This is a genomic window from Streptomyces sp. NPDC029139, assembly GCF_055564335.1.
Map to the genome: position 1 here is coordinate 15,859 of NZ_JBVHWN010000008.1, position 13,880 is coordinate 29,738.

11 protein-coding genes and 1 pseudogene are annotated in these 13,880 nt (G+C 71.1%); 11 read left to right on the forward strand and 1 reads right to left on the reverse strand.

The window, feature by feature from the left end; translation table 11 throughout:
• The first annotated feature begins 62 nt into the window (after window positions 1–62).
• The 11 genes from ACZ4VW_RS19270 to ACZ4VW_RS19320 all read left to right on the forward strand — a co-directional run bounded on the left by ACZ4VW_RS19270 (window position 63) and on the right by ACZ4VW_RS19320 (window position 12,737).
• Complete coding sequence (locus tag ACZ4VW_RS19270; RefSeq protein ID WP_467963859.1) at window positions 63–854, forward strand: HalD/BesD family halogenase; 792 nt, start codon at window positions 63–65, stop codon at window positions 852–854.
• Window positions 855–885: 31 nt separating this feature from the next.
• Window positions 886–2,148, forward strand: coding sequence for a fatty acid desaturase (locus ACZ4VW_RS19275; protein WP_467963861.1), 1,263 nt, complete (start codon window positions 886–888; stop codon window positions 2,146–2,148).
• A 4-nt stretch (window positions 2,149–2,152) separates the two neighbouring features.
• Entirely contained in the window at window positions 2,153–3,613 is a 1,461-nt protein-coding gene (locus tag ACZ4VW_RS19280; protein WP_467963863.1) for a phosphoribosylamine--glycine ligase, read from the forward strand.
• A gap of 8 nt (window positions 3,614–3,621) precedes the next feature.
• Entirely contained in the window at window positions 3,622–4,941 is a 1,320-nt protein-coding gene (locus ACZ4VW_RS19285; RefSeq protein ID WP_467963865.1) for an ATP-grasp domain-containing protein, read from the forward strand.
• Between the two features lie 35 nt (window positions 4,942–4,976).
• On the forward strand, window positions 4,977–6,308 hold the full coding sequence (locus ACZ4VW_RS19290; protein WP_467963867.1) for a diaminobutyrate--2-oxoglutarate transaminase: 1,332 nt from the start codon (window positions 4,977–4,979) through the stop codon (window positions 6,306–6,308).
• Window positions 6,309–6,328: 20 nt separating this feature from the next.
• Entirely contained in the window at window positions 6,329–7,597 is a 1,269-nt protein-coding gene (locus tag ACZ4VW_RS19295) for an ATP-grasp domain-containing protein (RefSeq protein ID WP_467963869.1), read from the forward strand.
• A gap of 43 nt (window positions 7,598–7,640) precedes the next feature.
• Window positions 7,641–8,921, forward strand: a complete 1,281-nt coding sequence (locus ACZ4VW_RS19300; RefSeq protein WP_467963871.1) for an MFS transporter — start codon at window positions 7,641–7,643, stop codon at window positions 8,919–8,921.
• Complete coding sequence (locus tag ACZ4VW_RS19305) at window positions 8,918–10,168, forward strand: ATP-grasp domain-containing protein (protein WP_467963873.1); 1,251 nt, start codon at window positions 8,918–8,920, stop codon at window positions 10,166–10,168. Before ACZ4VW_RS19300 ends, ACZ4VW_RS19305 begins: the two co-directional genes overlap by 4 nt.
• A 2-nt stretch (window positions 10,169–10,170) precedes the next feature.
• The gene (locus ACZ4VW_RS19310) at window positions 10,171–10,512 is read left to right on the forward strand and encodes a hypothetical protein (RefSeq protein ID WP_467963875.1); all 342 of its coding nucleotides are present in this window, start codon (window positions 10,171–10,173) and stop codon (window positions 10,510–10,512) included.
• Between the two features lie 56 nt (window positions 10,513–10,568).
• On the forward strand, window positions 10,569–11,510 hold the full coding sequence (nudC, locus tag ACZ4VW_RS19315; protein ID WP_467963877.1) for an NAD(+) diphosphatase: 942 nt from the start codon (window positions 10,569–10,571) through the stop codon (window positions 11,508–11,510).
• Window positions 11,511–11,609: 99 nt separating this feature from the next.
• Window positions 11,610–12,737, forward strand: a complete 1,128-nt coding sequence (locus tag ACZ4VW_RS19320) for a DUF6421 family protein (RefSeq protein WP_467963879.1) — start codon at window positions 11,610–11,612, stop codon at window positions 12,735–12,737.
• Window positions 12,738–12,827: 90 nt separating this feature from the next.
• Here ACZ4VW_RS19320 and ACZ4VW_RS19325 read toward each other — a convergent pair.
• Window positions 12,828–13,259: pseudogene (locus ACZ4VW_RS19325) on the reverse strand (hypothetical protein); the annotation flags it as partial.
• Between the last annotated feature and the right edge of the window lie 621 nt (window positions 13,260–13,880).

The following is a 13,880-nucleotide window of genomic DNA, read 5'->3' on the forward strand; positions in this document are numbered from 1 at the left end:
CGGGTCCCGGTATTCCGACCGCACAGCTCCGCACCGCACCACCACACCACGAGGGAAATCAGATGACCGCTGAGGGAAGCACGCTGCGCGTCACCGCAGCCGAGGTGAACGGGCTGCTCGGCCGCCATTTCACGGAGACCTTCGACGCCGACAGGAAGGCCGCGCTGCGCGAGCAGTTCGCCTCGGAACACATCGTCCCGCTCCGCCGACTCCTGCCGCCCGAACTCTTCGGGCCGATCAAGGACGAAGCCTGTTCCATCATGGACAGGTACGGAGTGAAACACGACCTCGTCTTCGAGATCACCGACAACACACCGCGCAGTATGACGACGGTCGGGCAGCCGGTGATCAAGGACGAAGGTCCGCTGATCGACGCGTTCTACTTCTCCCCGGAAGTCCTCGGATTCGTCTCCGACCTCGTGGGTGAGCAGGTGCATTCCTGCCCGTACGCCGGCGAGCACTACGTCATCAGCCGCCTCGGGAAGTCGGGCGACACCCACGGCTGGCACTGGGACGACTACACCTACGGCATCATCCTGGTCCTCGAAGCGCCGCACTACACCGAGGGCGGCTTCGTCCAGGCCGTGCCCCACACCTCCTGGAACAAGGAGAACCCGGACGTCTACGGCGCCCTGATCAGCAGTCAGGTGCGCTCGTACGCGCTGGAGGCCGGCGACGCCTACGTCGTGAAGACGAACACCACCATGCACCGCGTGCACCCCATCCGCGGCGAGGGCCGACGCACCATCGTCAACATGACGCTGGCCAGCACCGACGACCTGACCAAGCCGATGACGCACGAGACCAACGACACGCTCTTCGGCGGCGTCCGGGACCCCCGAAGTGCGGGCTGAACCGGTGCGGCCGTCCACCGAGGAGCCGTCGATGCCCGCACACGAGCCGATGCCGTCCCCCGGGACGCCCCGCCCCGAGGAGCCGACGCCGTCGTCCGAGGCGCCGCGAGCCGCCGGTACCGAGGTGCCGCGAGCCGCCGGTACCGAGGCGCGTCCTGGTGAGGCCGTGCAGCCGCGCGAGACGATGCGTGGCCTGCCGCGCGCCGTCCAGCCCTTCCTGACCTGGGTGACCGGCGTACCGCTGGCCGGGGCCCGGCCGCGGGTGCTGTGGCGGCCCACCCTGGCCCTGATCGCCGGCGCGGTCCAGACCGCCTTCGGCATCGCCCTCGGCGTCCACGCGCTGACCCGGCCCTGGTACGTCCTCGTCCCGCTGGTCCTGCTCTCCTGGCCCACCACGGCCGGCGGCATGCGCCGTCTCGACGTGGTCGTCGTCCACCAGACGCTGCACAAGATGTTCACCGGCTCCACGGCGGGGAACCGCGTCGTGAGCGAGATCATCACCACCCTGCTGTGGCGCCCGCCGTACGACGGCAACCGCCAGGAACACCTCACCCACCACGCCTTCCCGTGCTCCCTCAAGGACGGCGACACCCTCTACCTCCTGAGCACCGGAGCCGGACCGGGCATGAACCGGCGGGAGTTCCGCCGCTACCTGCTCAAGGCGGTCCTGTCGCCGGCCCACCACTGGGGCTTCCTCTCCAGCCGGATCCGCGGCAACTTCCTCACCCGCTCACCGCTCTACCGGATGGCGATGGCGTACACCTACCTCGCCGGCACCGCCACCTTCCTCGCCCTCACCGGCTGGTGGCTCGAATGGCTGCTCTTCTGGTTCCTCCCCGCGACCTTCTTCTTCCAGAACCAGACGCTGCTCTACACCCTCAGCGAGCACCGGTGGTGGCTGTACGACAACGCCGAACGGCTCACCAAGGCACAGCGCGACCAGCTCACCTTCGGCCGCTTCTGCGGTGTGCCCGTCCCCGCGACCACCGGCGCCGGGGCGCTGGCCCGCTGCGGCGCCTGGACCGGCTGGTGGCTGCGGATGGTGCTGCTCTACGCGCCGTACCGGATGTGGGTCCTCGTCGGCGACACCGTGCAGCACGACCTGCACCACGTCCGCCCGAAGGTCGACTGGGCGAACTCCTCCTGGATCCGCAACGAGGACCTGGAGACCGGCAACGCCGACCGCTACTTCGAGGCGTGGGGCGGTCTGCTCACCCACGTGTACGTCGGCAACAGCGTCCGCGACTGGACCGCCGTACCCTCCGCACCGCTCACCCCGACCAGGGCGGGGTGACCCGGTGACCCGGAGACCCCACGCCGTCCTCGTCGTGGACGGCACCGGACGCGGCCACGCGATCTGCGAGCTGTTCACCCGCACCGACCCGCACGTGACCGTCCACTACGGCCCTGGTTGCGACGTCGTGGACCATCCGCGCATCGTGCCCGCCGGCTCCGTCAGCCTGGACGACCCGCGCACGGCCCTCGCCTACCTGGACGCCCACCCCGTGGAGTTCGTCTTCGTCTCCCACATCGACGCCCTGTCGCTGGGGTACGTCGACGAGCTGCGCCGGGCCGGGCACCGGGTCATCGGGCCCACCGCCGCCGCGGCCGCCCTGGAGACGAGCAAGGCGCGGGGCAAGGCGTTCTGCCGCGACCACGGCATCCCCGTGGCCGAGTTCGAGGTGTTCACGGACGCGGCGAAGGCGAAGGAGTACGTCGGCTCGCGGCCGTACCGCTGTGTCGTCAAGACCGACGGGCTCACCCCCGACGGCGACGGCTCGGTGGTCTGCGACTCCCCGGCCGAGGCCCTCGCGGCGATCGACCGCTTCGACGCGGAGGCCCGGCGGGCCGCCGGCGCGGAGCGCGCCGGCGGCACCGACTCCGGCCTGCGGGTCGTCGTCGAGGAGCGCCTGACCGGCCGCGAGGTCTCGGTGTTCGCCCTGCTCGACGGGGACACCGCGCTCCTCTTCCCGACCGCCATGGACTACAAGCGCACCCTGGAGGCCGACGCCGGCAAGAACTGCGACGGCATGGGGTCCGTGGCCCCGCACCCGTACGACAGCCCGGCGCTGCGCGAGCGGCTGCGGGCCACGCTCGTCGACCCGCTGGTGCGCGGGCTGAAGGCGGAGGGCCTCGACTTCACCGGCTTCGTCTACATCGGCGCCATGCTCACCTCCCGCGGCCCGGTCGTCATCGAGATCAACGCCCGGTTCGGCGACTCCGAGGCCGAGGCCGTCCTGCCGGGCGTCCGCAGCGACTTCACGGAGCTGTGCCGCGCCGTCCTCGCCCGCGACCTGGCCCGGCATCGCCTCGACACCGACGGCCTCGCCCGCTGCTCCGTCGCTCTGGTCCAGGGCTGCCTCGACCCGGCGGACCCGGACGCCCTCGTGGGCTGGCCCTTCGGCCCCTTCGCCACCGGCCAACCGGTCCACGGCCTGGACCGGACCGACGGGATTGACCGAGGCGAAGCACTCGACGGAGGCGGAGGATCCGACGGAGGCGAAGGACCCGACAACCCCGACGCGGCCCTCGTCTTCTGCGCCCACGTACGCCGCGACGCCGCCGGCACCCCGCGGACCACCGGCGGCCGCGTCGTCCATGTCGTCGGCGCCGGACAGACACCCGACCAGGCCCGCCGCCGGGCCTACGCCCGCATCGAGCGCATCTCCTTCCCCGGCATGCGCTACCGCACCGACATCGGGGCCGAACCGGCCACGGCCACCGCGCCGCACGCCGTCGCCGTCCCCACAGGGAAGTGAGAACGCCCATGCCCCGCAGAAAAGCGTTCGTCCTCTTCGAGCTGATGAACGCCATGATCTACACCGCGCGGGAGGCGAAGGCGCGCGGCTTCGACATCGTCGCCCTCAACCACAACCCGCTCTGCGCGACCGGCCCCTTCACCGTCCCGGACGGCCTCGTGGACGAGCTCGTCACCGTCGCCTCCTGGAGCGGCACTCCGGCGCTCGACAGCGTCCTGAAGGACCTGGCCGGCCGGTACGACATCGTCGGCACGCACAGCATGCTCGAGCCCGCCCTGCCCCACCAAGCCGCCCTGCGACAGCTCGCCGGCCTCCCGACGACCGACCCCGACACCCTGCTGCGCATCCTCGACAAGACCCAGGTGCGCGCCACGCTCCACGAGGCCGGCCTCTCCGCCCTGCGCGGCGTACCGCTCGACGAGGCGCTGGCCTGGCAGAGCTGGGAGTTCGCCGGAGCGGCCGTGCTCAAGCCCGCCAACGGCACCGGCAGCGCGCTCTGCTTCGAGGTCTCCACGATCGCCGAACTGCACGCCGTCGCCGCCCGCGTCCGCACCGCCGACGTCGTCAACCCGCTGATGCGGGAGTACATCCGCGCCCATGGCGGATTCGTCCTGGAGGAGAAGGCCGAGGGCGAGCTGCTCTCCGTCGAATCCGTGGTGCACCGGGGGGAGGTCGGCTTCGTCACCCTGACCGGCCGCTACGTCCTCGCCTCCGACCCCGTCGTCGAACAGGGCATGCAGACCCCCTACCACCACCCACACCTGCCGCGGCTCGTCGAGAAGTCCCGGGCCGTCCACGAGTGCCTCGGCTTCCACCACGGCGGCACACACCTGGAGTTCATCGTCGCCGACGACGGCACCGCCGAACTCATCGACTTCAACCCGCGCCCCGCCGGCTTCGCCTCCCCGGTGTCCATCGGAGAGGCGTACGGACTCGACTACGCGAGCGTCCTCGTCGACATCGGCTGCGGCATCGAACCGGACCTCGGCTTCACCGCACGGACGCCGCGGTACGCCGTCGAGATGGTGGTGCTGCCCCCGCCGGGCACCACCGAGTTCCGGACCATCGAGTTCCCCGGGGACAGCATCGCCGCCCGCGCCACCAAGAGCCCGGGGGAGCGGCTCAGCGGCCGCGCCGACCAACTGGACGCCGTCGGCATGTTCATCGTCACCGCGCCCACCGCCGCCGAGGCGCACCGACGCGGCCTCGCGGCCCGGCAGGAGGTCGTCGTCAACGGCGTACGGCTCGGCGACAACCCGCACAACATCGTCGCCTTCTCGGAGCACATCGGCCGGGACCTGCCCGCGTCCGACGGACGGCAGCCATGACCGCCCCCGCACCCGACAGAGAGGGAAAGGGAACCATGACCCAGGGCCCAGACCTGGCCGAGGTGTTCGAGGACCGTGAATCGGCGGTCCGCTCGTACGCGCGGTCCTTCCCCGCCACCTTCGAGACCGCCAGCCGGGAATTCATGGTCAGCGCGGACGGGACCCGCTACCTCGACTTCCTCGCCGGCGCGGGCGCCCTGAACTACGGCCACAACCCCGGCTTCGCCAAACAGGCCCTCATCGACCACGTGGAGCGGGACGGGCTGACCCACGGCCTCGACCTGGCGACCACCGCCAAACAGGACTTCCTGGAGGTCTTCCGGGACCTGGTGCTCCGCCCGCGCGGCCTCGACCACAAGGTGATGTTCTGCAGCCCGTCCGGGACCAACGCGGTGGAGGCCGCGCTGAAGGTCGCCCGCCTGGTGACCGGCCGCACGAACGTGATCGCCTTCGGCGGCGGCTTCCACGGGATGAGCACCGGCGCGCTCGCCGCGGTCGGCTCCGACTTCTACAAGCAGGGCCTGCGCCCCACGCTGTCCGGCGTCACCCACGTGCCCTACCCGGACTCGCCGATGGGCCCGTTCGACAGTCTCGACCTCCTGGACCGGCTGGTGGGCGACCCCAGCTCCGGTGTCGAGAAACCGGCCGCGGTGCTCCTGGAGACCGTCCAGTGCGAGGGCGGGGTGTACGTCGCCCCGGACGCCTTCCTCACCGGGCTGCGCCGCTGGTGCGACACCCACCGGGTGCTCCTCGTCGTCGACGACATCCAGGTCGGCTGCGGCCGGACCGGCTCGTTCTTCTCCTTCGAAGAGGCCGGGATCGCACCGGACCTGATCACCCTCTCCAAGTCGATCAGCGGCTTCGGCCTGCCGATGGCGCTGCTCCTGCTCAAGCCGGAGTACGACATCTGGAAGCCGGGCCAGCACAACGGCACCTTCCGCGGCAATCAGCTCGCCTTCGTCGCGGCCGCCGCCGCCCTGCGCGCCCACTGGGCGGACGGCGCCGCCCCGGCCTTCGGCGCGGAGGTGCGCCGCAAGGGCGAGCTGGTCGCCGGCTTCCTCCGCCGGGAGGTGGTCGCCCGGTTCGGCGCCCGGCTGCGGGGGCGCGGCCTGATCCAGGGCATCGACCTCGGCGCCACCGGCATCTCCGGAGCCAAGGTCTCCCGCCGCTGCTTCGAGCACGGACTGATCGTGGAGACCTGCGGCCGCGACAGCGAGGTGGTCAAGATCCTTCCGCCGCTGATCGCGGAGGACAGCAGCCTGCTGCGTGGCCTCGACATCATCGTCGAGGCCCTCTACGACGAGGCGGAAGGCGCCCGCCGGCGCCCCGCGACCGACGGAATCGCCCCGATGACGGCGACCTCATGACGAGCGAAGGAGCGGCCCACGTGAACACCGACACCCCCTCCCGTACCCCCGGTGGCGACGACCCCGCCACGATCCTCATCATCGGCGGACGCCTGGAGGCCCTGCAAAAGGCCAAGGAACTCGGCCTGCGGATCGTCTTCCTCCAGCACAAGGAGCGCCTGCTCCCCGGCCAGGCCGAGATGGCCGACGCCCTGCTGCTCGTGGACTACCTCGACTGGGAGGTGACCCGCCCGATCGTCCGCGCCGCCCACGAGGCGTACGGCTTCACCGCGGTCATGACCCTGGTGGAGCAGGCGACCGAACTGGCCGGCCGCATCAACGACATGCTGGGCTTCGACGGCACCTCGTACGAGGTGGCGCGCCGCTTCCACGACAAGCTGCGGATGCGCGAGTGGCTGCACAGCACCGGATTCGAGTCGGTGGGCTGTGCCGAGGTCGCCTCGTCCGCCGACGTCCGCGACTTCGCCGGACGGTACGGCTTCCCGGTGATCGTCAAGCCGCTGGACGGCACCGCCAGCCGGGGCATCGCCGTCATCCACGGCCCGGAGGAGACGGACGAGGCGTGGGCGGAGCTGACCGGGCTGCGCGGCCGCGACGACCTGCCGATGGCCACCTTCTACCCGGTGGACCGCTTCATCGCCGAGGAGTACATCGACGGCGTCGAGTACAGCGTCGAGAGCTTCTCCTTCGACGGCCGGCACATCGTCGTCTCGATCACCGACAAGTTCCACGAAGGCTGCGTCGAGATGGGGCACGCCCTCCCGGCGATCCTGAGCGAGGAGGACGAGTCCACCATCGTGGACCACGTCGTCGGCTTCCTGACGGCCATGGGGCTGAGGCACGGCGTCGGCCACACCGAGATCAAGCTCTCCTCCAAGGGCCCGCGGATCATCGAGGGCCATGACCGGGTCGCCGGCGACCGCCTGCTGGACTTCATGGCCGTCACCCACGGCTTCGACATCGAGCGGTACGCCTCCGGCTGGCCGACGCGCGTCCTGCCCGCGCTCACCGACCGCCCCGAGCCCGTCCTCGGCGCCGCCACCAAGTGGGTCAACGGCGAGCCCGGCATCGTCGAGACCGTCGAGGGAGTCGAGGCACTGCGCGCCGAGCCCGGGGTCCTGGGGGTGGACGTCCACGTGCGCCCGGGGGACGTGATCGAGCCGATGAGCGACAACTTCGGCCGTCACGTGCAGGTCCTGGTCACCGCCGACACCACCGCGGCCGCCATCGAGCGCATCGACGCGCTCATCGGCCGGGTGCGGGTGGTCACCCGACCGGCCGCGGGCTGAGCCCGACCCCGCCCCCACGAGCCAACGAGAGAGAGCCGGGACAGTGGCAACCACCCTCGCACCCGAGACGGTATGGCAGAAACTCGGCATACCGCGTCTGAAGGGCAACGGCAGGTTCGTCTCCGCGAGCCTCATCGACAGCCTCGGCACCGGGCTGATCATGGCGTTCACGCTGGTGTACTTCGCCAGGACGACCTCGGTCTCCGTCACGGCGATCGGCGCCGCGATGACCGTCGCGCGGCTGATCGCGCTGCCCGCCGCGCTCGTCGTGGGGCCGCTGATCGACCGCTTCACCGCCCGCCGTACCGCCGCCTGGGGCAACCTCGTCTCGGTCGCCGGCTATCTCGGCTTCCTCATGGCCCACTCCGTCTGGCAGATCGTCCTCGTCGTCTTCCTGGTGCAGGTCGGCCACACCACCTACTGGACCTCAAGCAGCGGTCTGGTGGTGCTGGCCTCTCCGGAGGACCGGCGCACCAGCTGGTTCGGCTTCATGACGGCCCTGCGGAACACGGCGATGGGCATCGGGGGCGCGCTCGCCGCCTTCGCGTTCACCCTGGGCGAGGGCACCGCCCTGCACGCCATCGTGGTCGGCAACGCGGTCAGTTACGTCCTGGCCGCGACCCTGCTGTTCCTGTGGAGGCCCGTGCGGCGGGAGCCCCCCGAGCCCGTGGCACCCGCCGGCGTAGGGGAGCAGGTGGATCAGGCCAGGGCGAGTTACGCCACCGTCCTGCGGGACGTCTCGTACACCCTTCTCATCGGGGTCAACGCCACCCTGGTCTTCGGCCAGATGCTGATCAAGGTGCTGCTCGCGATCTACATCGTCGACGCGCTGGAGCTGCCCGCCTGGACCGCCGGCACCCTGATCGTGGTCAACGCGGTCCAGGTCTCCCTCACCCAGACCCTCGTCTCCAAGCGGACCGAGGGGTCCCGGATGACCCGCGTCATCATGCTGGCGGCGGTGCTCAACGCGGCGGCCTTCGGCCTCTTCGCGATCCTGTACACCACACCCGACGCCGTCACCTACGCGGGACTCTTCCTGGCGATGGTCGTCTTCACCCTCGCCGAGGTCATCGCCTTCCCCGCCGTCGAGACGCTCAGCGTGTCGATGGCCCCCGCGCACATCCGCGGCCGCTATCTGGCCACCTACCAGTTGTCCTGGACCGTCGGCGAGGTCGCCGCGCCAGGTCTGCTCACCTTCCTGCTGGCCAGGGGCAAGGTCCTGCCGATGCTCTTCCTGCTCGGACTGAGCCTGCTGGCGATCCCGCTGCTGCTGGTGCTGGAACGGCGAGCGCACACCACGAAGCCGATCGGAGAAACCGCATGAGGACAGTCGCAGTGATATCGACGCGTGGCTTCGGAGTCTTCCGCCACGACCTGCTGGTGGAGCCGGAGAAGGTCCGCTTCGTGGGGATCTTCTCCGAGCAGGACAGTGCCAACGTCTCGGAGGCCGAGCGGGCCTACTTCCACCGGATCCATGTCGTCCCGTGCGGCCTGGAGGACCCGTCGTACACCGAGTCCTCGATCGTCGACCCCGCCGCCACCCGCGCCATCGTGCGGGAGATGGCCGCCGCGGCCGGCCCCGGAGAGCTCACGCTGCACTGCTTCGACGAGCGCAACCTGCTGCTGACGGCCGAGCTGCGGGAGGAGTTCGGCCTCTCCGGGCCCACCTACGAGCAGCTCCTGCCGTACCGGGACAAGTGCCTGATGAAGGAGAAGCTGGCCGGGACCGGTCTGCGCGTGCCCCGCTTCGGCCGCTTCGACCAGCGGGCCCACCAGGACGACCCGGCCGCCTGCCTGGACCGTATCGTCGCGGACGTCGGCATGCCGTTCGTCCTCAAACCGGTCGACGCCGCCTCCGCGGACGGCGTGTACAAGATCTTCACGGCGGAGGAGTTCTTCGCCCTGCCGCGCGACCTCGGCCGCAGCTACGAGTACGAGGAGCACATCGACGGCACCATGTTCAGCGTCAACCTCGTCGTCCGGGACGGGCGGACCGTCTTCGGCGGAGTGACGGAGTACCTGGTCAACTCCACCGAGGTGCAGCGCGGCCGGGTGAACGCCGACATCAATCTGATCGACTCCGACCCGCGCGTCCCCCGCATGATCCGGTTCGCCGAGACCGTCCTCGACGCGCTCGGCAAGCTGGACGGTGCCAGCCACCTGGAGCTCTTCCACACCAAGGACGACGAACTGGTCTTCCTGGAGGTCGGCGCCCGCTTCAAGGGGCTCGCCGGGCTCGCCGCCATGCAGCAGAACTACGCGGTCGCGCTGCTCAACCTGGCCTTCGAGATCGAGGCCGGCCTGGAGAGCCACCCCTGGGACCAGGAGCAGATGTACTGCTTCGACGCGGTCATGCCCAAGCGGCCGGGGATCGTCGCCGAACTGGTGGAACCGGACGTGGAGAGCGAGGTCGAGATGAAGTGGAAGGTGCGGGTCGGGGAGGAGATCAAGCAGGGCGCCTCCCTCATCGACAACGGGGGCACGTTCCTCGTCCGCAACCACGACTACGCCACCCTCTACCGCGACTTCGAACGGCTCGCCTCCTACGAGCCCATCCGCTACGAGGACTGACCGTGCTCCGCAGACGACGACCCGACCCCGTCGACATCGCATCGGTCCGTTCGGCGGTGAAACACATCGTCGAATCGGACCGGTTCGACGGATGGCTGATCGAGACGCCGGACCACGTCCTCGTCCAGATCGCCGCCCCACTGGAGATGCTGGGCTTCCAGCACTTTTTGACGCCCTCTCAGGACCATCTCCTGGTCAGAGCGGCGCGGGTGGTGTGGGACGCTGTCGCCGGCCTCCTGGACGACTGTCCGGACGATCTGGCCGCCGCCTTCGCCGTGCTCGGCGCCTCCCTCGCGGATCGTGCCCGCGAACCGGAGCCTGCCACGGCGGGCGGCCAGGGGTGAGCCACCCACCCCCGGCCCCGGCCTTCGGCGGGGCGAGGAACGACAGGAGAACTTCCGTGCACTACACCGGACTCGACATCGACCGGGCCGGCGGCCGACGCACCGACGCCGCGTGGATCACGGGCCTCGCCGCCCGGCCCGGCACCCGGGTCGTCCCGCTCTGGCGCGACCAGTGCCTCGTGCGCGACGGCGCGCCGGTCACCCTGGGAGCGGTCGAGGCCCGCGCGCTCCTGGACGCTGCCCCCGAGCCGGTGTTCCTGGGCCTGGACGGCGAGACCGCGGTCCTCGCGGCCGACCTGTCCGGGCTGCCCCGCGAGGAGGCCCTCACTCTGGCGGGGGCGGACACCGTGCAGGACGTACGCGCCCTGGTGTCGGCCATCGGCACGGCGGAGGCGGGCCTGTTCGCCTACGCCCGGGGCATCACGCACTGGACACGCAACCAGCGGTTCTGCGGGGCGTGCGGCGGCCCGGCCGAGAGCCGCGACGGCGGCCATGTGCGGGTCTGCCAGGACTGCGGCAAGCTGCTCTTCCCGCGGATCGAACCGGCGGTGATCGTCCTGGTGGAGCGGGCCGGGCAGCCCCGGCGCTGCCTCCTGGGACGGCACGCGGGAGCCGAGCCGGAGGCCTTCGGCACCCTCGCCGGGTTCGTCGAGATCGGCGAGAGCCTGGAGGACGCCGTCCGCCGGGAGGTCTTCGAAGAGGCCGGCGTGGTGGTCAAGGACGTCGTCTACCAGGGCTCGCAGGCCTGGCCGTTCCCGGCCGGGCTGATGGTGGCGTTCCGGGCCGAGGCCGTCTCGGACGAGACGGTCGCGGACGGCGAGGAAGTGGTCGAGACCCGCTGGTTCACCCCCGCCGAGCTGAGCGCGCACATCGAGGCCGGTCACGGCTACCGGCCGGACTCCATCGACAGGTTCCTCATCGAGAGCTGGATTGCGGAGAACGAGAACGCGGATGAGCAGATCACACAGGACACAGTCCCCGACGGACCGGAGCGGTGACGCAGGGGCCGCGCGCGGGAACTCCGGTTCCGGGGTTCCCGGCGGCCTCGAGCGCGGGAAGCGGCAGAAACATCCCACGACGAAGACGAGGCGGTAGCGGTGTCGAACGAGATCAAGCCGGTCATCGACGAGGTCAACGAGATACGCCGACGGATCACCCCCGGCACGGATGTCACGAGCCCCGTGTTCCTGGCCGAACTCCTGCGCCACCTGGAGACCTCCGAGCACGCGCGCCACCAGCCGGTCGTGCGCGCCTTCATGGACGACCTGCGCGACGACCTGCGCGAGGGCCCGCCGGAGCGCCGGCTGAGCCGTACCAAGGAGCACATCAACACCGAGCGCGACCGGCACCTCTTCTCGCTGTTCAACGCCTCCTACTTCCCCCGTCTCTCCCTCGACTACCTCACCTACGAGCCGCTGCCGACCCACCCGCATCTGGCCCGTCGCTACGGAAGCAACACCATGCCGGTGAACATCACGGCGTGCTCGGACGGATTCAACTCCCGGGTGGTCGTCGCGCTCTTCCCGGAGAACCACATCGACGGCCGGCAGGACCCCGACGACCTCATCTTCTATTTCATCGACAAGTTCGTCGAACGCCACAACCGCATCACGCGGAAGATGATCGACGAGGTGATGGCGCCGGGCAGCTTCCCGCTCATCCAGGGAGCCGACGACGACCTGGTCGAGGCGGCTTCCTCCTGGTGGGTGCGGCTGCACGAGTTCCACCACCGGCAGGGCGACATGCCGATACCCGACTACCTGCACGCGAAGAAGCTGAAGCCGCTCGCCGGGCTGGAGGAGCTGCGTGTCGACGTCTCCTCCATGCTCGTGTGCCTGAACGACCGGGAACTCCCGGCGGAGGAGGCCCGCCGCGCGTACGAGTACATCCTCGCCGAGCGGCTGCTGCGGTACGCGGTGGAAGGCATCCCGCGCCCCAACTACGACGCCGTGGCCTCCCAGTTGCTCTTCAACTACCTCTCGAAGCACGGCGGCATCGCACTGCGCGACGAGCGGATCCACCTCCGGCCCGAGCTGCCGGAGGTGCTCGCGAGCTTCCTCGGTGAGATCCGGACCGTCGAGCGCCGGATCCACACCGCGTCGGTGGCCCAGGTGAAGTCCGGTCTGCTGGAGTTCACGAACCAGTACACCGACTACGACGAGGAGGCGCGGGACTACCGCCACCTCCCCTTCTTCGCCGACGTCAAACAGCGGCTCGGGGTCTGAGCCGGAGCCCGTGCCTCGGGCGGGCCACGACAGCGGGACGCGTTCGCCGCCGAGGAGGACGGAGCGTGGCCACGGCACGCCGGGGCGGGGTCATCCGGTGGTCCTGGAGATCAGATCCTCGGCGTGCGTGTTGACCGCCTGCGGGGTGCCCGTCAGGTCGAGGACGAAGAGCGGGATGCCGAGCTCGTCGGCGCGGGAGCGGGCCTCGGGGGTGTAGCCGGCGAGGGAGAAGAAGACACTCGCGGCCGAGCCGCTGAGCCCGTTCAGCCAGAGGCACTCGACGGCCCGCAGCGCCGAGGGGCGGGTGCTCGGATCGACCTGGGCGACGAGTCCGGGTGCCCGCAGGTCGACCCCGGACGCGGACCGCTCCTCGGGCTGGACGACGTCCCGGAACCCGAGCCAGCGCAGATACCCGGCGGACGCGGCGACCGCGTCCCGGGCGGTACGGATGGTCACCGGCCGGAACGAGGGCCGCGGGGGCGCGGGGTGCCGGGCCGTGGGCGGCAGCGGGATGTGCGCGGGGTAGCGCTCGACGAACGCCCGGCGCCGCGCCGCTCCTGAATCGAGGCCGGTACCGAGATCGAGGCCGGGTCCGAGGGCGGTTCCGATCTCGGAACCCAAGCCGGCCCCGAGATCGGAACCGGGACCCTCGGCAGGTCCCTCGGCGACGTCGTGGGGGCCGTCCGGCCCGCCCTCGGCCTCTCCGGGCCGCGCGCCCGGCGCCGGTGCCGTCTCGCCCGTTCCGGCGGTACCGGGCAGCGCCTCCGGGCCGGCGTCGAGGCCCACGTCCGCGTCACCGTCCGGGAGGGCCGTGGCGCCGCTCCCCGTACCGTGCCCGTGGCTGTGCCCGGCCGACGTCGGGCCCGGCAGGGCGCCGCTGTCCCGCCCCACGCCGTCCGTCCGCCCCGGGATGCCCTGGAGAGCGGGAGCGCCCGGCGACGTGCCGCCGCCGGCCTGTCCCGCCTCGCGGACCGGGACGCGGAGGACCGCGCCACAGGTGCAGCCGAGCTCCGGGTGGGGCCACTCGTCCTGACGGCCGCAGGCGAGGCAGCGCACGGCGACCCACTCGTCCGTCCAGTTGCGGTGCGTGACCGGCTCACCCGTCGCCCCGTGGATCACCGGTGGCACCACCGGCGTCCCGCA

Coding starts and splice junctions, on each gene's coding strand:
- ACZ4VW_RS19290 (WP_467963867.1), top strand. CDS start 4,977: ATGACCCAGGGCCCAGACCTGGCCGAGGTGTTCGAGGACCGTGAATCG.
- ACZ4VW_RS19275 (WP_467963861.1), top strand. CDS start 886: ATGCCCGCACACGAGCCGATGCCGTCCCCCGGGACGCCCCGCCCCGAG.
- ACZ4VW_RS19305 (WP_467963873.1), top strand. CDS start 8,918: ATGAGGACAGTCGCAGTGATATCGACGCGTGGCTTCGGAGTCTTCCGC.
- ACZ4VW_RS19285 (WP_467963865.1), top strand. CDS start 3,622: ATGCCCCGCAGAAAAGCGTTCGTCCTCTTCGAGCTGATGAACGCCATG.
- ACZ4VW_RS19270 (WP_467963859.1), top strand. CDS start 63: ATGACCGCTGAGGGAAGCACGCTGCGCGTCACCGCAGCCGAGGTGAAC.